This is a genomic window from Rhodococcus sp. 27YEA15 (genome assembly GCF_049739425.1).
Lineage (GTDB): Bacteria > Actinomycetota > Actinomycetes > Mycobacteriales > Mycobacteriaceae > Rhodococcus_F.
This window is the reverse complement of the sequence record NZ_JBMHHW010000001.1, coordinates 5,213,329-5,240,227: the sequence shown is the minus strand read 5'-3', so window position 1 is coordinate 5,240,227 and position 26,899 is coordinate 5,213,329. Positions and strand designations below refer to the sequence as shown.

Genomic DNA, 26,899 nt, shown 5'->3' with positions numbered 1-26,899 from the left:
CAGGACACTGGCCGGTACCCCGTTCGTCGTGGCGTGCAGTTCGTAGGCGAATAGAAGTGGAGTGAGATGCACGCACTGGATCGCACAGACATTACACTGCCCCTTCACTACCCGAGCGCCGTCACCGGAAGTCACATCGAGGACCCACGGGCCGTGTACCGCGCATTTCGGTGGGTTCAGGAGCGACGAGTCGACGGGCAGAAGATTCTTCTCTGGACTCGCCGCAAGACCGACATCCGCCTGAACCGGCCGGCAACGCTCGTCTCGCGACACCATGACGTCGTGGTCGGCTCTCGACATTCCCCGTACCTGTCTGTGTGGAACGAGGGCCCAGTCCTCGGGTTCGGGCTCGACGAGGACGACCTCGTTCACGTATCGGCAGGCAATCCCACTGCACTGTGCGTGGTACCTCGGAAGCCGTATTCTTTGACACGCCGCTGGATCCTGTCGGTCGGTCCCGAGATCCTGAGCGAAGACCGAACCGAATAGCCGTTTCGTGCACCATCTTCCACAAAGTGTTCCCACGGTGTGCCTGTTGTCTTCGGCCTCACATTGGGATGCTTTGTTCGAGAGCTCCATCCCTGACGCCAAGGAAGCATCCATGACATTCGTCCTCAAGGCCGCCATCGGCGAGCCGGCCCAGCGCTCCAGCAACTCGGCCGTAGTCGACACTGTCGCGAACGTGATAGCAGATGTTCGCGCGAACGGTGAAGCAGCCGTGCGTAAATACTCCGAGAAGTTCGACAACTGGGCACCGAAATCGTTCCGCCTCGGTGAGGATCAGGTGCGCTCCATCGTGTCCTCCGTGCCGGAGACCGTTCTCGACGATCTACGTTTCGCGCAGCGACAAATCCGCAACTTCGCCCAGGCTCAGCGCGATTCCATTGCGGACATCGAGATCGAGACTCTCCCAGGAGTGTTCCTCGGTCACCGTAACGTGCCAGTCGAAGCAGCTGCCGCCTATGTTCCCGGTGGCCGCTACCCACTGACGGCATCCGCACACATGACCGTGTTGACCGCGAAGGTAGCCGGCGTCGAACGCGTCGCTGCCACGACACCGCCGAATGCAGGTGAAGCCCCGCCGATCAGTATCGCTGCCATGTATCTTGCCGGTGCCGACGAAATCTTCGTCCTCGGCGGAGTTCAGGCAATCGCCGCGTTGGCACTGGGAACCGAGAGTATCGACCCCGTCTCGATCCTGACCGGCCCGGGAAATGCCTACGTGGCCGAGGCGAAGCGCCAACTGTTCGGCGAGGTCGGCATCGACCTTTTCGCGGGCCCGACCGAAACGCTGATCGTTGCCGACGCCCATGCCGACCCGTTCACCATCGCAGTCGATCTACTCAGTCAGGCCGAACACGGCCCCGACTCGCCGTGCGTGTTGATCACGACCTCCGAGACCGTCGGCCGGGCAACCCTCGATCACATCGACGCGCTGCTGCCCGGACTCGAAACCAATGCTATCGCCGGCCCCGCCTGGCGCGACCACGGCCAGGTGCACGTCGTCGACACGCTCGACGAGGCCTACCAACTCGCCGACAAGTTCGCCTCCGAGCACGTGCAGATCCTGACGGAGAAGCCGCGTGAGGCGCTCGATGCGATGCGCAACTACGGCGCCCTCTTCCTCGGCGAAGGTACGTGCGTTCCGTACGGCGACAAGTTGATCGGCACGAACCACGTCCTCCCCACACTCGGAGCCTCGCACTATACAGGCGGTCTCTGGGTAGGCAAATTCCTCAAAACCCTTACTTACCAAGAGGTTCGCAACCTGGAGACGAGCGCTCAGTTGGGCGAGATCTGCGGCCGGGTCTCCCGTCTCGAGCGGTTCGAAGGTCATGCCCGTTCCGGCGATCTGCGCGCCGCCAAGTTCGGCAACGCACCGCTGCCGTGGGGTGACATCCCGACCCGGGTGACCTCGGACCGGGTGACCGCGGACTGATGAGTCGACTCGAGCACGACCTACTCGGTGATCGGGAAGTTCCGGACGACGCGTACTACGGTATCCACACCCTGCGTGCCACCGAGAACTTCCCGATCACAGGTATCCCGATTTCACTTCACCCTGACCTGGTGTCCGCACTTGCCGCGGTGAAACAGGCGGCAGCTCGGGCAAACGAAGATCTCGGCCTACTTCCACATACCGAATCCGATGCAATTACGTTGGCCTGTAGAGAAATTCGTGATGGCGCATTGCACGACCAGTTTGTCGTCGACGTCATCCAAGGCGGGGCAGGCACCTCGACCAACATGAATGCCAACGAAGTCATCGCCAACCGAGCCCTCGAACACCTGGGCCACCCCCGTGGCGCCTACGAACACCTGCATCCGCTCGAGCATGTCAACCTGAGTCAGAGCACCAATGACGTCTATCCCACAGCGGTCAAGATCGGCCTTCAGACTGCGATCGGCCGGTTACGTGCCTCCATGAACGAACTCGCTGTAGCGTTCACGCACAAGGCCGACGAGTTCGGGGACGTCCTCAAGATCGGACGCACGCAACTGCAGGACGCCGTGCCGATGACACTCGGGCAGGAAGTGGGCGCCTTTGCACTCATGCTCGACGAGGATTCGCAACGACTGGGCGAAGCGGCGCTGCTCATCGCCGAAATCAACCTCGGCGGCACCGCCATCGGCACTGGTCTCAATGCCCATCCCGAGTACGCGAAGCGGGTGCGTGATCACCTCGCGGTGATCACCGACCTCGATCTGATCACCGCGTCGAACCTTGTCGAGGCCACGCAGGACGTGGGGGCGTTCATGCAATTGTCCGGGGTTCTCAAGCGCACTGCGGTGAAGTTGTCGAAGGTGTGTAACGACCTTCGGTTGCTGTCCTCCGGTCCCCGTGCGGGTTTCGGCGAGATCACCCTTCCACCGGTGCAAGCGGGATCGTCGATCATGCCGGGTAAGGTCAATCCGGTGATTCCGGAGGTGGTCAACCAGATCGCGTTCCGCGTGATCGGCAACGATCTGACCGTGACGATGGCAGCCGAAGGCGGACAGCTCCAGCTGAACGCTTTCGAGCCGGTCATCGCTCACAGCCTGTTCGAAACCATCGAACTACTCACTCGCGGTTGCGACGTTCTCCGTGAACGGTGTGTGGTGGGTATCGGCGCGAACGTCGAGCACCTTCGTAAGACGGTGGACGCGTCGATCGGTGTCGTCACAGCTCTGAACCCTCACATCGGGTACAGCGCGGCCACTGCGATCGCTGCCGAAGCGCTCGCCACGGGCCGTACGGTGTCCGCACTCGTCCTCGATCGCGGCCTGTTGACCCTGGAGCAACTCGACAGCATTTTGCAACCTGAGAACCTCACGCATTCGATCTGCCGGTGACAGCCCGGATCGCTCGCATCCGAACAGGCAACGGACAACGGCGTTCGTGACCCGGTAGCGAGTCGAGTGGCCGCCTGCCCCCTGACCGGGGGTCGGCGGCCATCGTCGTGTTCGACCGCTGCACACTCCGGGCATTCCGCTGCGGAACAGTGCACAGCCTGCCCCTTTTGTGATCCCCTTCACGCTTTGTAATCTGATGCACACCTTCTCGTCCCGCCGGACAGGGCGCGACTTCGACGAACCCCGGCTTCGGGACCGAACACTCCCTTCGGTGCACCGCTTGTCAACGAATCAATCGTGAACAATGCTGCACGAACTCTACTTTCAGGAGATTGACCGATCATGACTACAAACGAGGTGGCGGCAACGCGCCCGGTCGACATGGCACGGATCAAAATGGCAAGGTTTGCCACGTTCTTCGGCTTCTTCCAGCTGGGCTCGCTGATGTTGATGTGGTCGACGAGCACCTCGTCGCTACGCGCCGCCCAAGGTTGGGAAGGCGAGAGCGGAGACTCGAAGTTCGGCATGCTGGCGCTGGCGATCGGCGTCGGTGCCACTGTCGGGTGTCTGGCCATCGGCCCCCTGCTCGACCGCTTCGGACCGCGCGCCGCCGCGAGGCCCGTCTACCTGCTGTACCCGCTGTCCTACGTGGCTCTCGCCTTCGTGGACGGTCTCACCGCCGCAATCCTGACCGGCGTGATGGTGGGCCTGTTGCGTGGCGCGTCCTCCACGGCGTCCAACGTCCACGGCGTGCAGGTGGAGCGGTACTACGGTCGACCGATCATGTCGGCATTCCACGCCGCGTACCCCGCGGGTGGGTTCTTACTCGGTCTGGTCGGCAGCGCGTTGGCTCGCCATTTCACGGACAGCCCGACCGTTGCGTACCTGACGATCGGCGGAGTCATGGCCGTTCTCGGATTCGTTGCAAGCAAGTGGCTGCTGACGCGTTCGGAACTGTTGCCACCCGAGGAGAACACGAACACCGAGACATCCGCCAAGACTCGGCCTACCAGCACCGCAACGCTTCTCATCCTGATCGGCTTCGGCATCCTCCTGCTTGCGTCCATGCTCAGTGAAAACGCCCTTCTCGACTGGGGCCAGGAATTCGTCCGCCGAACCACCGGAACAACGGCAGGCTTGGCTGCTGCAGCCGTGACCTTCTACTCCGGTGCACAATTCGCCGGCCGACTCTTCGGGGACAAGCTGGCCGAAAAGTTCGGCGCACGTGCGATCGTCGGCGCGAGTGGCGCCATCGGATCTGCAGGCGCACTGTTGGCGCTGCTGGGTCATTCCACTCCCCTCGCCCTCGTCGGCTTCGTACTTCTCGGGCTGGGCTTGGCATGCATCGCCCCACTCATGCTTTCGGCAGCAGGACGCCGCGATCCCGAGAACGCCGGACGCAACATCGGAATTGTCAACGCAATCGGCTATTCCGGAATGCTTGTCGGCCCTGCTGCGATCACGATCCTCGTCGACACCACCGGTATCCAGTGGATGCCGATCGTTCCGGCAATTCTGCTCGCGCTCATCGCGGTAGGTGGGCCCGCGCTCACGCGATTGGTACCGAACTTCGACAAGCCAGTCACAACCACCACCAAGGACGGCCGAGAAATGCCTATCGGCTGAGTCGAACACGTCTTCACTCCGTACGCCGCGTGCTCGGCCGGACGAACTCTGAACTTCGGGTGATCCGGCCGAGCACGCGCAGTGTGGAGGCAAGCAAACCGATGGCGCGGCGTTTCCCGATGCCCAAGGGTTATGTATTGCAGGCGATTACGCCCGGTGATACGATTCACCAGAATTCATAGGTTAAACGTATCACCAATCGTTGTGGTGACGACGAGCCAGGAAAGAGTGAGAGTCAACATGAGCCAGGAATCAGTGCGCTGGGGAGTCATCGGCGCGAGCCGTATTGCCGATGACTTCGTCATTCCAGCGATCAAGACGTCCGCAGTATCGGAAATTGCGGCCATCGGAACGAACAGTGTGCCTGCCCGCGCACAGGAGATCGCCGACCGACACTCGGTTCCCCAGGTCTACGACTCCGTCGCAAAGCTCCTCGACGACCCGAAGATCGACGCGGTCTACATCGGCAGCACCAGTGACGCACATGCCGCGCAGGCCATCGCGGCCGCCGCGGCCGGCAAGCACGTATTCGTCGACAAGCCGCTCGCGCTGACCGCTGACGATGCGAACGCCGTGGTCGAAGCCTGTGCCGTAGCCGGAGTGCAGCTCGGGGTGAACCAGCAGTTCCGCGGCGCTGCCACCCATCGAGCTATCCAGGCGGCCGTGCGCGGCGGCGACATCGGCGAGGTTCGTGGCGTGCGCACGTCCTTCACCGTGCAGCTTCCCCCGCACGCGGTGGGATGGCGCACCGACGGTCCGGCGGCAGGCGTCGCGATGGACCTGACAATTCACACTGCCGACACCCTTCGCGCCATTCTCGGGCAAAACGTCGCGGCCGTTTCCGCATTCGGCGCGAACCACGGCCTGTGCGTGGAACCGAATTTCGACGTGTTGTTCGGTACGCTCCTCTTCGAGGACGGAACACTCGCCACCTTCCACGATGCCTTCACCATCGGCCACTCCCTCTCGGCTGTCGAGGTATTCGGTTCCACGGGATCGATCGTGGGAACCGACGTCATGCGCATGTCCCCGGGCGGATCCGTCGCACTGATCAGGGACGGTAACGCCACTGACATCCCGGTAGATCATCACGACCTGTACGAGCCCGCTGTCGCCGCATTCGTCGGCGCCGTCCTGGGCGATGGCGTACCGGCCGCGACGGGTGCCGACGGTGTCGCTGCACTGCGGGTCGCCGAAGCTGCCGTTCATGCAGCCGCCACGCGAACTGTCGTCGATATCAAGAGCTGACCGGAAGACCATCCCAAGGCGGTATGAAGTGACTACTGACAACCAGAGCACCACAGCCACACAGCCGTCGTCTCGCGACGATCTGTACCCGTTGGCATACGGGATCTTGATTCCCGAACTCCCCGGCCTGACGGTGACCGATCCGATCCGAGACTTCCTCGGCAAGGGCGGTCAGGCAGTGTTGTTCGGCGAGACGCGCTCGGAGTACCTGGCCCGCAGCATGAGCGACGACCGGCGAGCAACAGAGTCCGCGAGCGACGTCATCGCGCTGACGACCGAGCTGACGCGGATCGCCGGCAAACCGATCGCCGTCGCGATGGATCAGGAAATCGCGGGTATCAACCGACTCCACGACATGGTCTCGCCGCTGCCCACCCGTGACGAGTTCCTGACGCTGAGTACCGAGTCGATCGAACGAGTCACCGAGCAGCTGGGCAAGGAAATGCGCGCCCTCGGGGTGACCATGAACTTCGCGCCGGTCCTCGACGTCATGACCGGTCCGAACGGCTGGCTCGACCGACGCGCGTACGGCCCGGACGAGAACGAGGTCGCGCGGATCGGCTCCGCATTCACTCGCGGCCAGGTCCGAGGCGGAATAACCGTCGTGGCAAAACATTTCCCTGGACACCGCGGCGCGCACCACGACCCGGCGATCGAGCCCGGCGAAGTAGTACCCAACATCGACGGCACCGAGCGTGATCTCCTACCGTTCCGTTCCGTCATCGCCGCCGGAGTACCGGGGATCATGCTCGGCCCGGCGATCATCGAAGCGATCGACCCGATCAAGCCGAGTTCGCGATCGTCGCGCTGTGTGGAACTACTTCGTCGTGAACTGGGGTTCGAAGGCCTGGCCGTCACCGATGACCTGAACTCGCGTTCCAACTCGCGCGACGACAGCGTCGCCACCGCAGCTGTCGACGCCCTGAAAGCCGGAGCCGACCTTCTCCTGGTCACCGGTCAGGTCACCAACGGCGACGACCTCTCCGCCGTTGCGGACGCCCTGGTCGATGCCGTCGACAACGGCACCATCCCGGTCGAGCGCCTCGTCGAGGCGTACAACCGAGTGGTACGCGTCGCGATCGAACCCAGCCGCGTCTGAGGCCGCAACCCGGGCACCGGCCCGAAGACCCTCCGCCCGAACAATCAGCGATCATCGCCCGTGTGCGAGAAAAGGAACTCCTGATGTCAAATCTTTCAGCTCTCGAGCGTGACGCGTACGCCGTCATGTTCCCGGCTTTCGATGCGAGCCACGTGGACACGTGGCTCGCCGATCTCCTGCGCGGCGGAACCGTTGCCGTCATCGTCGGTGAATCTCGCGAAGAGTACGTTTCACGCAAGATGACGCCGGCTCGTCGCGACAGCGAAACCAGCCAGTCGCTCCGCGAACTCACCAGCGCCCTGGCATCGGCAACCGACGAGTCCGTACTGGTCGCAGTCGATCAGGAGCCGTGGGGTATCCAGCGCCTGCACACACTCGTCCCGCAGTTCCCGCCGGCCGACGAACTTACACAGATGACCGATGCCGACATCGAAAGCGCCTCCCACGCAGTCGCACTCGCGGCCGCCGGCCTGGGCGTGAACGCATTCTTGTCACCGGTGCTCGATCGTCTCGTGGGCGGCAACCCGTGGCTCGTCGGACGTACGCTCGACCTTCCGCACGCGGAAATCGCGCGCATCGGAGCAGCATTCGTTCGCGGTATCCAGGCAGCCGGTATCGTGGCCATCGCCAAACACTTCCCGGGATTCCCGCTGCTCGACCAAGATCCCGCATCGAACGACACGAGCGTATCGGCGAAGGACTGGAGCGCCGACGCTCTCGTTCCCTTCGGAGCAGTCGTCGACGCCGGCGTTTCCGCCGTGATGGTCGGACCGGCCATCATCGAAGCGGTCGATCCGAACGAGCCTGCCACGACGTCGGCCGTCACGGTCCGATCATTGCGAAACGACCTGCGTTTCGGCGGCGTCGTCGTCAGTGACGACCTCGATGCTCCCGCTACGACACGCGGGCGTTCGCTCGAGGAAACCGCACTCGTGAGTCTGCTCGCAGGCGCCGACCTTCTGCTGATCCCCGGCGGTGACGAAGTCGCTGTGGTCGCACGGTCCTTGGCTGCTGCGGCAGCGGGCGACCAGCAGATCGCAGAGCGACTGACCGAAGCGGCAAACCGCGTCCGCGGCCTGGCGAATTCGACCGCGAAGAACAGTGCATAGGTAGCCCACCACATCGAAGCGACGGCAGGGGCTGCCACATCCTGCCCTTGCCGTCACTTGCGAAGCCGGACCCCGGAAACCTGGAGAACCTACATGTCCCCCGATCGACGGATAGTCCTGTTCGATCTGTACGGAGTCCTTGCACTCCTCCAGCGCCCTGGCACGATGACCGAAATGGCTGCCCATTGCACCGTGCCGGAAGACGACTTCACCGCAGCCTACCTTTCACGACGCGCGCCATACGACTCCGCGCAGCAGAACGCAGACGAATATTGGACAGCCGTCCTCGCGGATCTGTCACGTCCGGCCGACGCCGACCTGATCGAAGAGCTCCGGCTCGCCGACATCGACAGCTGCTCTCGGGTGGACGAGCGCATGATCGACTACGCGCGATCTCTGCGTAGCGTCGCCGACGTCGCGCTGCTGTCCAACATTCCGTCAGACCACGCGGATGCCTTCCACGCCGCGCAGCCGTGGCTAGGCGACCTCGATTACGTCGCTTTCTCGGGCAAAATCAATGCCGCCAAACCGGATGTTGCGGCATTCCAACATTGCATCGATGCGCTGAGGGCAGATCCCGCCGACTTCCTCTTCGTCGACGACCGCGAAGAGAACATCATCGCGGCACAGGCCGTCGGCATGAACGGACATCATTTCACCGATCACGAAGGTCTGGTCCCCGTCGTCGACACCTGGCTGTCCACCCGATAGTCGAGGTCGCCACGACCGAACGAGTTGCCGGGTCGAGCGCACTCCTACAATCAACACCGAGGCCACCGGGCATTCGACACCGCTTCCGCCGATTCTCGGCGAGAGGCACGGACGGCGAGAAAAGAGGACTACCGCTGTGGTCACGATGAAAGACGTCGCAGCTGCGGCCGGAGTGTCACTGGCTGCGGTCTCGTACGCCTACAGCAACTCCCCGAAGATCTCGCCGCAACGACGAGCAGACATCTTCGCGATCGCCGGACAGATCGGATACACCGGCCCGAACATCATGGGCAGCAGCCTACGGTCGGGCCGAGTGGGTGCCGTCGGTGTCATGGTGACCGACTCCCTGGTTCACGCACTCGACGATCCGTCCTCGATGATGCTGATGAAGGGCATCGTCGAGATCGGCGAGCTCGCCGACGTCGCGCTGACACTGATGCCCATCACCGAACTCAACTCGCCCGCCATACGCGGTCTCGTCGACGGGGTCGTCATCCACAACGGGCCGACGAAGCATCCCATGATCGACACCCTGATCGAGCGAGGCATACCGACGGTGTCCATCGACTCACCGAAGACGAACAAATTACCGTTCGTGGGCATCGACGACCGCAAGGCCGCGTGTGCACAGATGTCGCACCTGCTCGAACTCGGCCACCGCAGAATCGCCGTCATATCCGACCGACTCTGCGCCGGCGCAGATCCCGGACCCTTCCAGCTCGAACACGTCCAGAACGCCACCGAGCGAGTGGTGCGCGAGCGACTGCTCGGATACTTCGACGCCTGTGACCGGTACGGGGTCTCAGCTCACGACTTGATCATGGAGGAGACAGGTGGAATAGACCGAGGTAGCGGCATCCGCGCGGCCGAGCGTGTGCTGACCCGCGGCGAGATCACCGGAATCGTCGCGACGGCCGACGTCCACGCGGCGGCCGCACTGGAGGTTCTCAGCCGCGCGAAGATCACGGTGCCCGAAGAGATTTCCGTCATCGGCTTCGACGGCGCACCTATCTCCGAATTGTGCAGGATGACCACGATTCGTCAACCTTTGGTGGAGAAAGGTAGAACAGCCGCGTCGATGCTCCTGAAACAGATACAGGGCAACGGCTCTCGTCGCCGCATCACCCTCGACACCGAACTCGTCGTGCGCGAGACCACAGCACATCCCCCTGCCACGTCGAGTTCACTCCGCCGCCGCTGAACAAGCACCACTCGCACCCCATCAGCGCATCATCGACGCCGAGCGAAGTCCGCGAGCACGGTGCGCTCCTGCATGAGCGCACCAGAGCCCGCCCGGGCTCGGTGAACGGGTCGACGGGCAAGCACGCCTCGGCGGTATTCGGGATCGACTTGCCGTCGGCGTCGATGAAGTCGGTGCACTTGGCCAGTGCACTCGAATCGAAAGTCAACTCCGACGCAACGGTCGAGACCCGCTGGACCGCAACTCCCGAGACCGGTCCAGCCGCGGCGCTGGAGGTCGCGGTGAACGTGGTTACGATCCGGCGTCGACGTGAAGGTGTGTGAGCAGATCGCCTTCTCCTACCTCTAGCTAAACCACTCGGCGTGACCGCGACATCGAGATTGACGATCAATCGCCCCGGGACTGGCACCGCAACGATCCAACTCCGACGCAGCCACGACGGGAGAGCTCGACACCCACCCCACAACCGGTCCGCGGTGATCGACGGCGACCTGTGGTTCGAGACTCACGTCAACGGTTACCGCGCTGCTCGGCCTCGAGTCGCTCGGCCTCTGCACCACTGATCGCTTCGCCACGAGCCACCAGGCCGGCCTGATCGGAGAGCGGGATCTGCTTGAGGAACAGCGCCAACAGGAACGCGATGACCATGAAGGGAATGAGGTACCAGAACACCGGCGCCAGCGCATCTGCGTACGCGTTCACCACCCCGTCACGAAGCTGGTCCGGGAGGTTGTTCAACACTCCCGGACTGATCGTTGCGGTCGCGTGTGCCGCATCGGTCGCGGATGCGCCTGCGTCGGTGAAAACGCCGGTGAGGTTTTCGGCGAGGCGCGTGGTGAAGAGAGTTCCGAACACAGCGGTCCCGAGTGCCGCACCGACCTCGCGGAAGTAGTTGTTGGTGGACGTGGCCGTCCCGAGTTCTGCTGCGGGAACAGCATTTTGCACCACGAGAACCACCACTTGCATGATGAGGCCGAGGCCGGAACCGAAGACGAAGAGGAATACGCAGATCAGCCAGATCGGCGTCGTTGCGGCGAGTGTGGTCATCGACGCCATCGCGATTGCGGTGACGACCGTACCGAGAATCGGATACATCCGGTAACGCCCGGTCTTGGTGATGGCGATACCTGATCCGATGGAGGTACCGAGTAGACCGACCATCATCGGCAGCATCAACAGACCCGAGGCAGCGGCCGACGTACCGGACGACATCTGCAGGAACGTCGGCACGAATCCGATAGCGGCGAACATACCGATGCCGAGTACCAGACCTATTGCGGTGGCGTTGAGGAAGATCGGATTCCGGAACAAACTCAACGGGATGATCGGATCTTTCGCCCGCGACTCGGTGAAGACGAACAGCGCTGCCGCAACCAGCAATCCGAGGCCCCAGAGCCATGTTTCCCAGGCCACCCAACCGTGTCCCTTGTCGCCGCCGAAATCGGTGAAGAAGATCAGACACGTCGTGGCGACGGACAAGAACACAACACCGAGAATGTCGATGGGTTTGTCCGCCTTCTTGTTCGGCAGGGTCAGCGCGAAGTACGCGATGGCAAAAGCGGCGATCCCGACCGGAATGTTGATGTAGAACGCCCATTGCCAGGTGAGGTGGTCGACGAAGAATCCGCCGAGCAGCGGTCCACCGACAGCGGCGAGGCCGAAGATCGCTCCGAGTGGGCCGAGATACTTACCGCGCTCGTTGGCGGGCACGATGTCCGCGATGATCGCCTGCGAAAGGATCATCAGCCCGCCGCCACCTAGTCCCTGCAGTGCGCGGAAGACGACGAACGACCAGAAATCGGTGGCGAAGGCGCAGGCCAGCGAGGCCAGGGTGAAGATCGCGATGGCGACGAGGAACAGACGTCGTCGGCCGAGCACGTCACCGAACTTTCCGTACACCGGCATGACGATGGTGGTGGCCAGCAGGTAGGCGGTGGTGATCCACACCTGATGTTCGACGCCACCGAGTTCACCGACGATGGTCGGCATCGCTGTCGAGACGATGGTCTGGTCGAGGCTGGCGAGCAGCATCCCGGCGATGAGAGCGCTGAAGATGATCCAGATCCGCCGTCTGGTAAGCAGGAACGGCGTGGATTCGTTGGTGGGCATGACTTTCCGTTCGTTCACAGGAACAGCTCGCGCACCGCGCCGAGACGGTTTCGCAAAATGGTGGACAGATCCTGATCCGTATCGGGCAGGAAGAATTCCTCGACGCTCGAGCGAAACAGCGCACCGACGAGCTGCACGGCAGCGCCGGCGCGCAGATCGCCACTGCCCCACCCTTCGCGGCGCACGACGAGGGCGATGTCGCTTCGCTCTTCTTCGCCGGCCAGTTCGAGGAGTCGGCCGACCAGTCGCGGCTCACGCTCGAAAGCCACGGAGAGCATCGCCATCTCCGCGGCCGTCAGCCCGCTGATCTCCCAGCGGTCGAGCGCCATGTCGACAAGGTCGTCGATCAGCGCTCCGGCACCACTGGGACCCGCCGCGAGAAACCGATCGGCCACCCCGGACTCGTTGCGGTCGGCCGGAATACCGAAGAACGCGCTCTCCTTCGACGGGAAGTAGTTGAAGAAGGTCCGGCGGGAGACTCCCACCTCTTCGCAGACCTCTTCGACGGTGAACCCGGAGAGACCGCGCTCGGTGGTCAGCCGCCTCGCGACGCGGGTAAGCCCACGAGCGGTGTCGACCTTACGACGCCGACGCGGAGAATTTGCATTCTCGATCATAGAGTGCAAAATTACACTATTGAACCAAAAGTGCAAATACAGAAGTCCGCGCAGCAGAATCCGCCGGGACGACAACTGACATCGCCCCGGCGGATTTTTGATGCAAGTGCGCTGATCAGACCAAATCGAACCGATCCGCGGACATGACCTTGTCCCAGGCAGCCACGAAGTCGTGGACGAACTTCTCCTGGGCGTCGTCACACGCATAGACCTCGGCGAGGGCTCGCAACTCGGAGTTGGAGCCGAACACCAGGTCGTTACGAGTCCCCGACCACTTGACCTCGCCCGAGGCCGTGTCCTTGCCCTCGTAGATTCCGTCCTCGGACGTCGGCGCCCACTCGGTGCCCATGTCGAGGAGGTTGACGAAGAAGTCGTTGGTCAAGGCCCCCGGGTTCTCGGTCAGCACGCCGTGCTGCGACTGCCCGTAATTCGCACCGAGAACGCGCAGACCACCGATCAGCACGGTCAGCTCCGGCGCACTGAGCGTGAGCAGATTGGCCCGGTCGACGAGCGCGTACTCGGCCGGAAGTCGCTGCCCCTTGCCGATGTAGTTTCGGAAACCGTCGGCAGCCGGCTCGAGGGCCGCGAACGACTCGACGTCCGTCAGCTCCGAAGTCGCGTCCGTCCGGCCCGGCGTGAACGGCACCGTCACCTCGTAACCGGCCTTTTTCGCTGCCGCCTCGACGGCGGCGACGCCGCCGAGAACGACGAGGTCGGCGAACGAAATCTTGGCCGCGCCGACCGCATCGAAGGACTCCTTCACTGCTTCGAGGGTACGGATCACCTGGGCGAGCTGATCCGGTTCGTTGACCTCCCAGCCTGCCTGCGGTTGCAACCGGATACGGCCGCCGTTGGCACCGCCGCGCTTGTCACTGCCGCGGAACGTCGACGCCGCCGCCCACGCGGTGGAGATCAACTGCGCGCCGGTCAGGCCCGAATCCAGCAGCTTCGCCTTGAGATCGGCGATCTCACCGGCATCGACGAGTTGGTGATCGACCGCCGGAATGGGGTCCTGCCACAGCTGCGTCTGCGCCGGGATCTCCGGCCCCAGATAGCGCGAGACCGGCCCCATGTCGCGGTGCGTGAGCTTGAACCACGCCTTGGCGAACTCGGCACCCAGCTCCTCGGGATGCTCGAGCCAGCGCCGGGTGATCTGCTCGTAGATCGGGTCGACGCGCATCGCGATGTCACTGGTGAGCATCATCGGCGCGTGGCGCTTGTTCGGATCGGCCGGATCGGGAACCAGATCGGTGGCCGCTCCGCCCTCCGGGCGCCACTGCCATGCACCGCCGGGCCCCTTGTGGACCTCCCATTCGTAGCCGTACAGGGTTTCGAGGAACGTGCTGTCCCACGTCGTCGGAGTGGGCGTCCACGTCCCTTCGATCCCACTGGTGATGGCATCGGCTCCGACACCGGTGCCGTAACTGTTCTTCCAACCGAGACCCATCTGCTCGAGCGGTGCGGCCTCGGGTTCGGGACCCACGTGCGCGTCCGGGTCGGCGGCGCCGTGCACCTTACCGAAGGTGTGTCCGCCGACGGCGAGCGCAGCGGTCTCGATGTCGGTCATGCCCATCTTGGCGAACGTGTCACGGATGTCCACGGCGGAACCGGCCGGATCCGGCTGACCGTTGGGGCCTTCGGGATTGACGTAGATCAAACCCATCTGCACTGCGGCAAGCGGGTTTTCGAGCTCGCGGTCACCGGTGTAGCGTTCGTCGCCGAGCCACGTCTGCTCCGGCCCCCAGTACACGTCCTCGTCGGGCTCCCACGCGTCGACGCGGCCACCGGCGAAGCCGAACGTCGGCAGTCCCATCGACTCGATCGCCACGTTGCCGGTGAGCACGATCAGATCGGCCCAGGACAGGTTTTTTCCGTATTTCTTCTTCACCGGCCACAACAGGCGGCGAGCTTTGTCCAGGCTCGCATTGTCCGGCCAACTGTTCAGCGGAGCGAAGCGCTGCATACCGGCACCGGCACCGCCGCGGCCGTCCTGTACTCGATACGTGCCTGCCGCATGCCACGCCATCCGGACGAAGAAGGGACCGTAGTGCCCGAAATCCGCGGGCCACCACGGCTGCGAAGCCGTCATCAGGGCCTCGATATCGGCCTTGACCGCCGACAGGTCAAGACTGTTGAAGGCTGCGGCGTAGTCGAAATCCTCACCCATCGGATTGCCGACTGCGGGGTTCTTCTTCAGAATCCGCAGGTTCAGGCTCGTGGGCCACCAGTTACGGTTGCTTCCACCCTGGGCGGGATGCGGAAGGCGATCGTGCAGTACCGGACAACCGCCGCCGTCCTGGGGCTGAGGTTCGTTCATCTCTTTTTCGCGGGTTACGTGTTCTTCTGACACTGGATATTCCTCCGACGATCTCCTTGATGGTGTCGCACCGGGCTGAGTGCGACGAAAACCGGGCGCGACCAAAACCGGGCGCGACGAAAACTGGGCACAGCTCCGCGAAATTCGTTCTACCGGTGAGTCATTGGCGACCCCCGAACGCGCGGATGCCGAAAACGAGCCGCCCTGTAGTAATAGCATCTTTCTGGAATCGATCAAGTTGAATCGCGGAAATGCACTGCCGGAGTTCAGGGTCGATGTGCGATCAACGACCTGCAGCGGATACGACCGCCGACAAGCCCGCCGTCGCGGACGCCGAACCGAAACCGACGTCGCCGGGTCCCGCGCATCCACCGCCGAGTGGATTTCCCTCCGACCCACCGACTTCTCAGGACTACGCGCGGCGCACGCAGTAGCGACACACCCGCGCATCCGCAGGCGCGAAAACGGCGACCGCCGCGTGTCACCGCGCAGCCGCGGACGAGCCGATCGGAAGGGCCCCGCGAGCGGCCGGCTCCCGCGCGTCAGCGACAAATGCGGCAAACCGGTAAGAGGCGTATCTTCGTTACCCTCGACAGAAGTGTTATCGAATCGAAACATCGGCAGATCGTCGAGGAGCATCGCAGAGAGGCACGACTGTATGACCGAGACCGTGCCCGGAGTCCTTCAGCAGAAACAAGCGCTGCCCGGGCGGGTTCGATCCGTAGTTCGGCGTGGCCGGGCGGTAGACGTCACCGTCGCCACGATCTTCCTCGTCGCCGGCATCTACGTGATGTCCAACCTGTGGCGCAACCTGAAATCCGGATACCTCTACAACGCCGGTAGAGATCAAGCGATGTGGGAATGGTTCTTCGCCGATACCGCGCATGCACTCGCGCAATTGCACAGCCCGCTCGTGAGCAGCATGCAGAACGCCCCGGTCGGGGTGAATCTGATGGCGAACACCGCCATGTTCGGTGTCAGTGTTCCGCTCGCGCCGGTCACCTTGATATTCGGGCCCACCGCCACGTACGCCGTGAGCCTGACCCTCGGACTGTCCGGCAGCGCCATCGCCTGGTACTGGCTCTTCTCCCGCCACGTCATGACCGGCGTGGGCGTTCGGGGCAAGATCGCGGCCGCCGTCGGTGCCGGTTTCTGCGGATTCGCGCCCGCCATGATCTCGCATGCGAACGGGCATCCGAATTTCGTCTCGTTCTTCGTATTGCCCTTCATCTTCATCCTGGTGGTTCGCGTTTCACGTGGAACCCGCCCGATCCGCGACGGTGTAATCCTCGGCCTGCTCCTGGCCTGGCAGATCTTCCTGGGTGAGGAGCCGCTCCTGATCTTCGCCATGTCCGCCACCGTTTTCGCCGCCGTGTACGCCCTGAGCGACATCCGCAGTGCTCGTCTATCGATACGCACAAGCGTGCCCGGCCTCGCCGTCGGCGCCGCCGTCGCACTCGCGATCACCGCGATCCCGCTGTGGTCACAATTCTTCGGTCAGGCCAGCTACGACGGTGTCGCGCACGGCAAGGCCGGATACGACGCCGGTTCCCTGGTCACCTATCCGACCGCATCCGTCGCCGGCGATCCGACGGGCGCCGAGTTCCGGATGAATCCGACCGAGGAGAACTCCTACTTCGGCTGGCCGCTCGTCCTGGTACTACTCGGTGCCACGGCATGGTTGTGGCGGATCCGAATCGCCCGAGCAGCGGCCGCCGTGATCGTGGTGATGGGTGTGCTGTCGTTGGGATCGGAACTGATCGTCGACGGCACCCACACCGGTATCACCCTGCCGTGGAAGTATCTGGCCCACTTACCCCTCTTCGAATCGATACTGGAATCGCGGTTGGCGATGGGTGCGATTCCCGCGATCGGACTACTCCTGGTTCTCGGTACGTACCGCGCTTTCGTCGAGTTGCGATCACCACGTCGAACGGTTGCCGTGATCTGGCTGATCGCGTCGACGATCGCGCTGGTACCGCTGATCCCCACCCCGGTCGACGCCGATCAACGCTCGGCCACCCCCACGTTCATCACGAGCGGCCTCTGGGAGGACTACATCAGCGACGGCACCCTCGTCACCGTGCCGGTGGCCAGTGCGGACGACGCCAGGGCCCTGACCTGGCAGGTCGACGCCGATTTCGGATTCCCCATTGCCGGCGGCTATTTCGTGGGTCCGCAATCGCAGACCCGCGCCGGGATCTACGGACCCGAGGCACGTCCGACGTCGACACTGCTGGTCGACGTGACGAAGTCCGGCAAGGTTCCGACCATCGACGCAGGCAACAGGGCCGACGCACTGACCGATCTGCGGTACTGGCGCGCCGACGTCCTGGTACTGCCGCGCGCTCACGGTGACAGCGCACTGCATCAAACGGTGGACGAATTGGTGGGCTTCCCCGCCGTGCGGGTGAACGACGTATGGGTGTGGGACGTGCGAGATCTGGTCGGCGGGAAAACCTTCAACCGGTAGGTGGGCGCCTCGCCTTGGCGGATAACTATACCGGTATTACTATAGGCCACATGGTGCGCGTACCGCTGACCGCGGAAGAACTCGAGCGAGGACAACGACTGGGCGAACTGCTGCGCACTGCTCGCGGCGATCGCAGCATGGTCCAGGTGGCACTCGACGCGGACATCTCGGTGGAGACCTTGCGCAAGATCGAGACAGGTCGCATCGCCACGCCCGCCTTCTTCACCGTCAGTGCCGTCGCCGAGGTGTTGGGTATTTCACTCGACACCCTTGCTCGCGCGCTGGAAACTCCACAAACCACCCGCGAAGCGGCGTCATGACCGATTCTCTCAGGTTGCTGCCACTCACACTCGCCTAACATCGTTCCTTGTGCCGTTCGAAGCAGCAGGACCTCCGACATCCGCCCCGACCGATCCCGACGCATCAGCGGAATCGAACCCTCGGAAGTCGGACTCCCAGCAGGTACGAACCGCACGCCTGATCGCTGTCACCACCGGCCTGCTCGGCCTGCTTCTGGCCCTGGCCACTCCGTTCCTCCCCGTCAAACAAGACGCGGCGAGCATCGACTGGCCACAGAACGGCGCGCTGAACAGCGTCTCGGCACCCCTGATCTCGTATTCACCGACGTCCATCGACATCACCATCCCCTGCGCCACCTTCACCGAACTCGGCGAGGGTGGCGGCACTGTGCTCTCCACCATGCCGAACAACGCGCCGGACCGTAATGCGCGCGGCCTGACCGTCAGCACCACCGCCGATCGTCTCGGGGTCCTGATCCGGGACACCACCGTGATCTCGGCGCCGCTGACCGACGTGAACGGCTGCAGTGCACTCACGATCACCAGCAACTACCAGCAGACAGTGGCCGCCGTCACCGGGATCGACGGCATCACCAACACGTTGATCGGCGACTTCCGACCGCAGGTGGTCGGTATCTTCACCGATCTGCACGGCGCGGCACCGGCTGGATTTTCCGTTCACCTGGACATCGACTCCCGCTTCTCGTCGAGCCCGACCCTGATCAAGCTGTTCGCGATGATCGTGGCCGCCCTGGCCACCCTCGCATCGCTGTACGCGCTGCACCGGATCGACGGTGTCGACGGCCGGCGCGCACGCCGCTTCCTGCCCGCCCGCTGGTGGAAGTTCACCGGCATCGACGCCGTCGTGGTCGGCACGCTCGTGATCTGGCATGTCTTCGGCGCGAACACCTCCGACGACGGCTACCTGCTCGGTATGGCCAGGGTGTCGGAGCATTCCGGATACATGGCCAACTACTTCCGCTGGTTCGGCGTTCCCGAGGCACCGTTCGGCTGGTATTACGACGTCCTGGCCCTGTTCGCGAAGGTCAGCACCGCCAGCATGTGGATGCGACTGCCGGCGTTGATCGCCGGAATCCTGTGCTGGATGGTCATCAGCCGTGAGGTCATTCCGCGGCTGGGAGTCGCGGTCCGCCGCAATCGGGTGGCCGTGTGGACCGGTGGCCTGGTGTTCCTGTCCTTCTGGTTGCCGTACAACAACGGCCTGCGTCCCGAGCCGATCATCGCCCTCGGCGCCCTGCTCACGTGGTGCTCGATAGAACGGGCCATCGCGACGGGCCGACTGCTCCCGGCCGGTTTGGCCGTCCTGTTGGCGGCGTTCTCACTGGCCGCCGGTCCGTCGGGCCTGATCGCCATAGGCGCACTGATCGCCGGTGCCCGCCCGATCGTGAAGATACTCATCGCACGCGGCAAACGCGTCGGATTCTTCTCCCAGATCATGCCGGTCCTTGCAGCGGGATCGTTGGTCCTTGTCGCGGTGTTCGTCGATCAGACGTTGGCCGGGGTGCTCGAATCGACGAGAGTACGCACGGCCATCGGCCCCAACGTTCCCTGGTTCGAGGAACGCCTGCGCTGGGACGCCCTGATGACCATCTCCCCCGACGGTTCCCTCGCCCGCCGCTTCGGCATGTTCGTCATGCTCGTCGGACTGATCTTCTGCGTCATGCTGATCCTGCGTAAAGGCCGCATTCCCGGAACCGCGATCGGACCGTCGCGTCGCATCCTCGGCATCGTGTTCGCGTCGTTGCTGCTGATGCAGTTCACACCCACCAAATGGACCCACCACTTCGGTGTCTACGCCGGTCTCGCCGGAACGGTCGCAGTTCTCGCCGCCGTCGGTGTGAGCGCGTCGAGCATGCGTTCCAAACGCAACCGCGCCCTGTTCGCAGCCGGCATCCTCTTCATTCTGGCGTTGGCGTTCACCAGCTCCAACGGCTGGTGGTACGTCTCGAGTTACGGCGTTCCCTGGTGGGACAAGCCGCCGTCCATCGGCGGCAAGGGATTCTCCACCGTGTTCCTCGGCCTGACCGTTCTCGCACTCGTCTCGGCTGCCTGGTTCCACGTCCGAGAACCGCACGAGCGCATGGCGTCCGAGGACAATGCGACCGCCAGACGTCGACGCCTGCTCGCTGCGTCACCGCTGACGATCGCGGCTGCTGCAGTGGTTCTGTTCGAAGTACTGTCCCTCCTCAAGGGCGCCGTCTCGCAGTACCCCGCATACTCGATCGGCAAATCCAACATCGAATCCGTCTTCGGCGGCAGCTGCGGACTGGCCGGTGAGGTTCTGGTCGAATCCGACCCCGATGCCGGTGTGCTGCAACTACTCGACCGCCCCACGGACATGCAGGGCGCGGGCGCATTCGGGGCCACCGAAGCCACCGGATTCAGTCCGGACGGCGTCGCAGGTGACCTCACCGCCGACGCCGAGGACACCACGGCGGGCAGCGCCAACAGCCTCGACGCCACCACCTCGCAAACCGGCACCGCGTCGCCGGGAACCAGCTCGGGCACCGGCGGTGGTTCCCAATCCACCGCAGGCGTCAACGGAAGCAATGTGGCGCTTCCGTTCGGACTCGACGACGCCACCACACCCGTGCTGGGCAACTACGGCTCCACCGAAGACTCCGCGCTGACCACCGGTTGGTACGGGCTTCCCGCACGCAGCGACGCGGCACCGCTGCTCACCATCGCCGCCGCCGGACGCATCCGGTACGTCAACACCGACAACGTGGTCGTACCGGGCGCGAGCCTTCAGGTGGAATACGGAACGCGAGCTGCCGACGGTTCCGTCACCGCGCTCGGCCGGATCGATCCGATCGACATCGGGCCGTCCCCGTCCTGGCGCAACCTGCGGGTACCGATGGATCGACTACCTGCCGAGGCGAACACGGTGCGACTGGTTGCATCGGATTCCGATGTCGGTGGTGAGCAGTGGCTCGCAGTGACTCCGCCGCGAGTGTCCACGATGCGGACGCTGCAGGACGTCGTCGGATCCACCGATCCCGTGCTGCTGGACTGGGCTGTCGGCCTGGCGTTCCCGTGCCAGCGGCCGGTCGACCATCTGGACGGGGTCGCGGAGATCCCGCAATGGCGGGTACTGCCAGACCGGATCGGAGCCCAGTCCACCAACGCCTGGCAAGACCACTTCGGTGGCGGGCCGCTCGGATGGACCAGCGAGCTGCTCTCGGCGCGCGCTCTACCGACCTATCTGAAGGACGACTGGGATCGGGACTGGGGTTCACTCGAGAAGTTCACGCCACTCGATCCGGCGGCATCTTCGGCACAGGTGAACGTCGAGACGACCAACCGTTTCGGCACCTGGACCCCTGGTCCGATTCGCTACCAGTCGTGACGGCGCACGTGAACCCTTCCGAGCCCGGTGGCTCGGTAGGGTTCACGTGACGCTCTGACATACCATCGGTAGCCGTGCCTGACGCCGTGACAGATTCACCTCGGACTCCGACCTCGCCGCCGCCGCCCGCTTCTGCTCACCAGGGCGCCCTCGACGACCGCGAGCGTTTCCGGCGGACCCGCTGGGTCGCCGTCATCGCGGGCCTCCTCGGCTTCGTACTGGCCATGGCCACTGCGCTCCTGCCGGTGGTGCAGACCACGGCGACGGTCAACTGGCCCCAGAACGGCGTGATCGGCAATGTCGAGGCACCGCTCATGGCTCAGGTGCCCATCGACGTCGAAGCCTCGATTCCCTGCACCGCCGTCAGCTCGCTGCCCGAGGGCGGTGGCATCGCACTGTCCACTGCCCCCACTCAGGGCGCAGGCGCGGCGCTGGCGTCGATGTTCGTGCGCGCCTCCGCCGAGACCGTGGACGTCCTCGATCGCAACGTCGTCATCGCGTCGGCGAACCGGGCCGACGTCGAGTCGGGCCGGTGCACGTCCATCGCATTCAGCTCCGACGTCAACCGGACCAGCGCCGAGTTCGTCGGACTGACCTATCCGGACGGGAATCCGGTCCGCGGTCAGCTCGAAGGCGACTTCCGCCCCCAGGTGGTCGGAGTCTTCAGTGACCTCGCCGAAGGTGCCGCCCCGGCCGGCCTGAACTTCACGATGACCGTCGACTCCCGCTTCTCGTCGAGCCCGAGCACGTTGAAGCTGGTCGCGATGATCGTCGCCGTGCTGTCGACGATCGTCGCACTGGTCGCGCTCGGCCGACTCGACGGCACCGACGGCCGCAAGCATCGACGTTTCCTCCCGCAGCGTTGGTGGAAGTTCACCGGTATCGACGCGGTCGTTGTCGGCACGCTCGGATTGTGGCACTTCATCGGCGCGAACACCGCCGACGACGGCTACCTGCTCACCATGGCACGGGTCTCCCCCGACGCCGGGTACATGGCGAACTACTTCCGCTGGTTCGGCGTTCCCGAGGCACCGTTCGGCTGGTACTACGAGGTACTGGCGGTGATGGCGAAGATCTCCACGGCCAGCCCGTTCATGCGCCTGCCTGCGCTCCTCGCGGGAATCCTGTGCTGGATGGTCATCAGCCGAGAGGTGGTTCCGCGGCTCGGCCGGGCGGTGCGCACCAACAAGGTGGCGCTGTGGACCGGCGGACTTGTGTTCCTCTCGTTCTGGTTGGCGTACAACAACGGTCTGCGCCCCGAGCCCATCGTCGCTCTCGGCGCACTGCTGACGTGGTGCTCCATCGAACGCGCGATCGCCACCGGCCGTCTGCTTCCGGCCGCGACGGCAGTCCTGATCGGCGCGTTCACCCTGGCAGCGGCCCCCACCGGATTGATGTGTATCGCAGCCCTTCTCGCCGGTGTTCGACCACTGGTGCGGATAGTCGTCAAACGCCACCGGCTGGTGGGCACCCTGCCCCTGATCGCCCCGATCGCCGCCGCGGGCACCATCGTGCTGGTGGTCATCTTCGCCGATCAGACCCTCGCGGGCGTCCTCGAGGCCACCCGCGTCCGTTCGATCATCGGCCCCAATCTCGAGTGGTACAAGGACTTCTTGCGCTACTACTACCTGTTCGTCGAAACCGTCGACGGCTCGGTTGCGCGCCGCTTCGCATTCTTGACGATGATCCTGTGCCTGTTCACCACGTTGTTCATGCTGCTGCGTCGTGGTCGCGTACCCGGCGCGGCGGTAGGGCCGTCGTGGCGTCTGGTCGGTGTGGTGTTCGGCACCATCTTCCTGATGATGTTCAACCCCACCAAGTGGACTCACCACTTCGGTGCGTACGCGGGCATCGCCGGATCACTGGCCGCGCTGACGGCCGTTGCCGTTTCCACCACCGCGCTGCGCTCGCACCGGAACCGTTCGGTGTTCGTCGCCGGACTGCTCCTCATGTTGGCGCTCACCTTTGCCGGGATCAACGGTTACTGGTACGTCTCGAGCTACGGCGTGCCGTGGTTCGACAAGCCCATCTCCTACAACGGCCACCAATCGAACACGCTGTTCCTGGCACTGTTCGGCCTCGCACTGGTAGTGGCCGCCTGGCAGTACCTGCGCGAAGGATTCGCCGGGCCGCAGTCCGCGCCCGACCAGAAGTTCCGGCGGATCAGCAAGTTCACGACGGCACCACTGACCGTCGTCGCCGGCCTGATGGTGCTGCTCGAAGTACTCTCACTCGCCAAGGGCGCTGTGTCGCAGTATCCCGCCTACTCGTTGGGCCGCAGCAACATCGAAGCCCTGGCAGGCAAGACCTGCGGCATGGCCCAGGACGTACTGGTCGAGACCGACACCAACTCCGGAAATCTACGACCGCTCCCGGCACCGGGTTACAACCCCGACGATCCGCTCGCCGGAATCGACTCGAAGGGCTTCTCACCCAACGGTGTTCCCGGTGACCTGACAGCCGATTACGTCGAGGTCAAACAAGGCATGGGCAACACCGACTCGCAAAGCGTCGGCCCCAGCTTCGAAACCGGCTCCAATGCCGGGACGAGTGGCGGCTTCGGTGCGGTCGGCGTCAACGGCAGCATCGCGAAACTGCCCTTCGGTCTCGACCCCGCCGTCACTCCCGTCATGGGCAGCTACCAGGACGGCGTACAGGAACCCGCCTCCCTGATCTCGAGTTGGTACCAATTGCCCGCTCGCAGCGACGATTCGCCGCTGGTGGTCATGTCCGTGGCCGGCCGCGTCTGGTCCGTCGACAACTCCGGCAACGTCACATACGGGCAGTCCCTACTGGTCGAATACGGCAAGACCCAGCCGGACGGAACCGTCGCGATCCAGGGCTCGTACCTGCCCCGCGACATCGGACCTGCCCCGTCGTGGCGCAATGTGCGCATCCCGATCGACGAACTGGCACCCGATACCGACGCCGTGCGAGTGAGCGCATTCGACCCGAACCTCACCGGCGATCAGTGGTTCGCCTTCACCCCGCCCCGGGTTCCGGTGCTGACGTCGCTGAACTCCTACCTCGGTAGCGAGCAGCCGATCCTCCTCGACTGGGCGGTCGGTCTCCAGTTCCCGTGCCAGCGTCCGTTCCGCCACGAGAACGGCGTCGCGGAGATGCCGAACTATCGAATTCTGCCGGATCGACCACTGGCTGTCAGTTCCACCGACACCTGGCAGTCCGCGGACAACGGTGGCCCGCTCGGATTCACCGAGATGCTCGCCGGGGCTACCACCTTGCCCACCTATCTGAAGGACGACTGGGCTCGCGACTGGGGTTCGCTCGAACGCTACGATCGATACTTCCCCAATGCCACTGCGGCAGTGGTGGAAACCGGGACGGCTACTCGATCAGGGATGTGGATGCCCGGCGAGATGCGGGTGCACTGACCCCACCTCGGGTGCGCCGGACCGACACCGCGGACACGGCAGCGACAACGACGGCGCACCCGAGTAATTGGAAGACGCCGGGCTTTTCACCCAGCAGGACGACGGCGAGCGCGACTGCGAGTACCGGCTGCATGAGCAGCAGGCTCGCACCCACCTCGGCGGGTAGCCGCGGGAGCGAGTATCCCATCAGCGTCCATCCCAGCACCTGGCCGATCAGCGCCAGCGCGACGAGCCAGAGGAGCGTCTCCCAACCGGGAGCGAAATCCACGGTGCCCCACAGCGATCCGACTGCCGTTCCGGCAACACCGGCCGTCACCGTCGAAATCAACACCTGACTTGCCGCGCGATCCGACGACCCGGCCCGCCCCACGACGAAAATGTACCCACCGTAGGCGATCCCGGAGATCAGTCCGAGAACCGTCCCCCACAACAGATCCGATCCACCGGCTCCGCCGCCGATCACACCACCAGCCAATGCGATACCGGCGAACAGGAACGGCAGGGCGAGCAGAAACCGCCGATGTACTCGATGACCGAAGACCAACCAGGACAGCAACGGCACCACAATCACCTGCACGTTCACGATCACACTCGCGATACCCGCTCCGACCATCAGAATCGACTGTGACCACAGCGCGAAATCGATGCCGAGCAGAACGCCACCGAAGAGTTGAAGGAACACTGCTCGGCGGCCTGGTCGGCCTGCGCGTCGGTATTCACGCCATGCCATCACCGTGAGCACCGGCACCGCCAGGAAGCATCGGAAGAACACTGCGGTCGACGGTGCCACGTCCGCGATCTTGATCAGGACGGAGCTGATCGAGATCGCACAGGCGCCGGCGACGACGAGTAGGCGCGGGTCTGCCGGTATACCGGCCCTGGTGGTGGCGGTAAAGATGGTCGACGTAATCACCCGACCAATGCTCCAAGCATGAACTATTGAGCACAAGCAAATAATTAAACCGTTGATTCAGTAGTATTACTACCGAATCGGACGACGGAAGGATCTTCGAATGCTGAACGTCGAAAGACTGCGGGCCCTGCACGCCGTCGCCGAAACCGGATCCGTTGCCGGTGCAGCACGAACCCTGCACGTCACACCGTCCGGCATCTCACAACAACTGAACAAACTCGAACGCGAAGTGGGAGTGGCCATCCTCGCCCCACACGGGCGCGGAGTCAGACTCACCGAGGCCGGACGCATACTCGCCCGTCGTACCGCCGAAGTACTCTCCGTGCTCGCCCGCGCCGAAGCAGACGTCGCATCACTGCGCACCGAGGCAACCGGACTACTGCGTCTCGGCGCTTTGGTGTCGCCGAGCCGGACCGTCCTGCCCCGAGCCGTCGCCGAGATCAAACGTGCCCACCCCCAGCTCGACATCACCTTCACCGAGGCGGAATCCGAGGAGCTCATTCCAGCCCTGATCCGCCGCGACCTCGACCTCGTGGTGGTCGACAGCTGGAGCACCCGACCCGTCGACCTCCCCGAAAGCCTGTCCTTCGAATCGGTATACGACGACATGGCCGTCGCCGCCCTGCCGGCATCACACCCGTTGGCGCACCACCGAACCGTGGCGCTGCGTGAACTCGCCGATCAGGCCTGGGTGACCTGGACTCGCGGAACCGACTTCCACGCCTTCACCGTCCGCACCCTCCGCGCCCAGGGCTTCGATCCACGGGTGGAGTTCGAAGTAGCCGAATTCCCCGCACAGCTGGAATTCGTAGCCCAAGCACTGGCCGTGGCCCTGATCCCGAAACTCGCGAAAGTCACTCCCCCGGAAGGGGTTCAGCTGATCGAGACGGTTCCACCCCTGCACCGCGACATCTACCTCGCCTGGCGCTCCGACAGCGACCGCCCCGCCATTCGCGCCGGCGTCGACGCGTTGAGGCGACAGTTCGACGCGCTCGGATCCGTCGACTCTCCCTGTGCGCCCTCCCCATAGCTCCCAGCGCAGCGACACACCGGGGCTTCGCCCCCTAGAGCGACACACCAGG

General features: G+C 64.2%; 19 protein-coding genes. 15 read left to right on the top strand and 4 right to left on the bottom strand.

What is annotated here, in order from left to right; translation table 11 throughout:
- Window positions 1–66: 66 nt before the first annotated feature.
- From ABH922_RS24430 to ABH922_RS24385, 10 genes are all read left to right on the top strand, one after another.
- Window positions 67–489, top strand: a complete 423-nt coding sequence (locus tag ABH922_RS24430) for a hypothetical protein (protein ID WP_424809396.1) — start codon at window positions 67–69, stop codon at window positions 487–489.
- Between the two features lie 112 nt (window positions 490–601).
- Window positions 602–1,939 carry a histidinol dehydrogenase gene (gene hisD, locus ABH922_RS24425; protein WP_424809395.1) on the top strand — a complete coding sequence of 446 codons (1,338 nt, stop codon included), beginning with the start codon at window positions 602–604 and terminating at the stop codon, window positions 1,937–1,939.
- Window positions 1,939–3,333: an aspartate ammonia-lyase gene (locus ABH922_RS24420; protein ID WP_424809394.1), complete on the top strand. Its 1,395-nt coding sequence runs from the start codon at window positions 1,939–1,941 to the stop codon at window positions 3,331–3,333. The genes hisD and ABH922_RS24420 overlap by 1 nt, the downstream gene beginning before the upstream one ends.
- A 342-nt stretch (window positions 3,334–3,675) precedes the next feature.
- Window positions 3,676–4,959, top strand: coding sequence for an MFS transporter (locus tag ABH922_RS24415; RefSeq protein WP_424809393.1), 1,284 nt, complete (start codon window positions 3,676–3,678; stop codon window positions 4,957–4,959).
- A gap of 240 nt (window positions 4,960–5,199) precedes the next feature.
- Window positions 5,200–6,207 carry a Gfo/Idh/MocA family protein gene (locus ABH922_RS24410; RefSeq protein ID WP_424809392.1) on the top strand — a complete coding sequence of 336 codons (1,008 nt, stop codon included), beginning with the start codon at window positions 5,200–5,202 and terminating at the stop codon, window positions 6,205–6,207.
- A gap of 28 nt (window positions 6,208–6,235) precedes the next feature.
- Window positions 6,236–7,306 (top strand): glycoside hydrolase family 3 N-terminal domain-containing protein, encoded by a 1,071-nt coding sequence (locus ABH922_RS24405; RefSeq protein WP_424809391.1) that lies wholly within the window; start codon window positions 6,236–6,238, stop codon window positions 7,304–7,306.
- A gap of 83 nt (window positions 7,307–7,389) precedes the next feature.
- Window positions 7,390–8,415, top strand: a complete 1,026-nt coding sequence (locus ABH922_RS24400; RefSeq protein ID WP_424809390.1) for a glycoside hydrolase family 3 N-terminal domain-containing protein — start codon at window positions 7,390–7,392, stop codon at window positions 8,413–8,415.
- A 93-nt stretch (window positions 8,416–8,508) separates the two neighbouring features.
- Window positions 8,509–9,126, top strand: coding sequence for an HAD family hydrolase (locus ABH922_RS24395; RefSeq protein ID WP_424809389.1), 618 nt, complete (start codon window positions 8,509–8,511; stop codon window positions 9,124–9,126).
- A gap of 145 nt (window positions 9,127–9,271) precedes the next feature.
- Window positions 9,272–10,327 carry a substrate-binding domain-containing protein gene (locus ABH922_RS24390; protein ID WP_424809771.1) on the top strand — a complete coding sequence of 352 codons (1,056 nt, stop codon included), beginning with the start codon at window positions 9,272–9,274 and terminating at the stop codon, window positions 10,325–10,327.
- Between the two features lie 101 nt (window positions 10,328–10,428).
- Window positions 10,429–10,650 carry a hypothetical protein gene (locus ABH922_RS24385; protein WP_424809388.1) on the top strand — a complete coding sequence of 74 codons (222 nt, stop codon included), beginning with the start codon at window positions 10,429–10,431 and terminating at the stop codon, window positions 10,648–10,650.
- A gap of 187 nt (window positions 10,651–10,837) precedes the next feature.
- Here ABH922_RS24385 and ABH922_RS24380 read toward each other — a convergent pair whose 3' ends face one another.
- The 3 genes from ABH922_RS24380 to katG form a co-directional block, all read right to left on the bottom strand.
- Window positions 10,838–12,436, bottom strand: coding sequence for an MDR family MFS transporter (locus ABH922_RS24380; RefSeq protein WP_424809387.1), 1,599 nt, complete (start codon window positions 12,434–12,436; stop codon window positions 10,838–10,840).
- A 14-nt stretch (window positions 12,437–12,450) separates the two neighbouring features.
- Window positions 12,451–13,053: a TetR family transcriptional regulator gene (locus ABH922_RS24375; RefSeq protein ID WP_424809386.1), complete on the bottom strand. Its 603-nt coding sequence runs from the start codon at window positions 13,051–13,053 to the stop codon at window positions 12,451–12,453.
- Window positions 13,054–13,168: 115 nt separating this feature from the next.
- Window positions 13,169–15,403: a catalase/peroxidase HPI gene (gene katG, locus ABH922_RS24370; protein WP_424809385.1), complete on the bottom strand. Its 2,235-nt coding sequence runs from the start codon at window positions 15,401–15,403 to the stop codon at window positions 13,169–13,171.
- A 625-nt stretch (window positions 15,404–16,028) separates the two neighbouring features.
- On the opposite strand from katG, the gene ABH922_RS24365 reads away from it, so the two are divergent.
- From ABH922_RS24365 to ABH922_RS24350, 4 genes are all read left to right on the top strand, one after another.
- Window positions 16,029–17,843: a glycosyl transferase gene (locus ABH922_RS24365; protein ID WP_424809384.1), complete on the top strand. Its 1,815-nt coding sequence runs from the start codon at window positions 16,029–16,031 to the stop codon at window positions 17,841–17,843.
- A 50-nt stretch (window positions 17,844–17,893) separates the two neighbouring features.
- Complete coding sequence (locus ABH922_RS24360; protein ID WP_424809383.1) at window positions 17,894–18,163, top strand: helix-turn-helix domain-containing protein; 270 nt, start codon at window positions 17,894–17,896, stop codon at window positions 18,161–18,163.
- A 157-nt stretch (window positions 18,164–18,320) separates the two neighbouring features.
- Window positions 18,321–21,512, top strand: coding sequence for an arabinosyltransferase domain-containing protein (locus ABH922_RS24355; protein ID WP_424809770.1), 3,192 nt, complete (start codon window positions 18,321–18,323; stop codon window positions 21,510–21,512).
- 74 nt (window positions 21,513–21,586) lie between these two features.
- A complete protein-coding gene (locus tag ABH922_RS24350; RefSeq protein WP_424809382.1) occupies window positions 21,587–24,904 on the top strand; it encodes an arabinosyltransferase domain-containing protein in 3,318 nt (1,105 codons plus the stop codon).
- Here ABH922_RS24350 and ABH922_RS24345 read toward each other — a convergent pair.
- The gene (locus ABH922_RS24345) at window positions 24,858–25,817 is read right to left on the bottom strand and encodes a DMT family transporter (RefSeq protein ID WP_424809381.1); all 960 of its coding nucleotides are present in this window, start codon (window positions 25,815–25,817) and stop codon (window positions 24,858–24,860) included. The two genes, ABH922_RS24350 and ABH922_RS24345, sit on opposite strands and share 47 nt — an antisense overlap.
- A gap of 100 nt (window positions 25,818–25,917) precedes the next feature.
- Here ABH922_RS24345 and ABH922_RS24340 point away from each other — a divergent pair, with 100 nt between their 5' ends.
- On the top strand, window positions 25,918–26,847 hold the full coding sequence (locus tag ABH922_RS24340) for a LysR family transcriptional regulator (protein ID WP_424809380.1): 930 nt from the start codon (window positions 25,918–25,920) through the stop codon (window positions 26,845–26,847).
- Window positions 26,848–26,899 lie beyond the last annotated feature (52 nt).

Coding starts and splice junctions, on each gene's coding strand:
- ABH922_RS24340 (WP_424809380.1), top strand. CDS start 25,918: ATGCTGAACGTCGAAAGACTGCGGGCCCTGCACGCCGTCGCCGAAACC.
- ABH922_RS24430 (WP_424809396.1), top strand. CDS start 67: ATGCACGCACTGGATCGCACAGACATTACACTGCCCCTTCACTACCCG.
- ABH922_RS24410 (WP_424809392.1), top strand. CDS start 5,200: ATGAGCCAGGAATCAGTGCGCTGGGGAGTCATCGGCGCGAGCCGTATT.
- ABH922_RS24420 (WP_424809394.1), top strand. CDS start 1,939: ATGAGTCGACTCGAGCACGACCTACTCGGTGATCGGGAAGTTCCGGAC.
- ABH922_RS24375 (WP_424809386.1), bottom strand. CDS start 13,053: ATGATCGAGAATGCAAATTCTCCGCGTCGGCGTCGTAAGGTCGACACC.
- ABH922_RS24395 (WP_424809389.1), top strand. CDS start 8,509: ATGTCCCCCGATCGACGGATAGTCCTGTTCGATCTGTACGGAGTCCTT.
- hisD (WP_424809395.1), top strand. CDS start 602: ATGACATTCGTCCTCAAGGCCGCCATCGGCGAGCCGGCCCAGCGCTCC.
- ABH922_RS24415 (WP_424809393.1), top strand. CDS start 3,676: ATGACTACAAACGAGGTGGCGGCAACGCGCCCGGTCGACATGGCACGG.
- ABH922_RS24390 (WP_424809771.1), top strand. CDS start 9,272: ATGAAAGACGTCGCAGCTGCGGCCGGAGTGTCACTGGCTGCGGTCTCG.
- ABH922_RS24380 (WP_424809387.1), bottom strand. CDS start 12,436: ATGCCCACCAACGAATCCACGCCGTTCCTGCTTACCAGACGGCGGATC.
- ABH922_RS24400 (WP_424809390.1), top strand. CDS start 7,390: ATGTCAAATCTTTCAGCTCTCGAGCGTGACGCGTACGCCGTCATGTTC.
- ABH922_RS24360 (WP_424809383.1), top strand. CDS start 17,894: ATGGTGCGCGTACCGCTGACCGCGGAAGAACTCGAGCGAGGACAACGA.
- ABH922_RS24365 (WP_424809384.1), top strand. CDS start 16,029: ATGACCGAGACCGTGCCCGGAGTCCTTCAGCAGAAACAAGCGCTGCCC.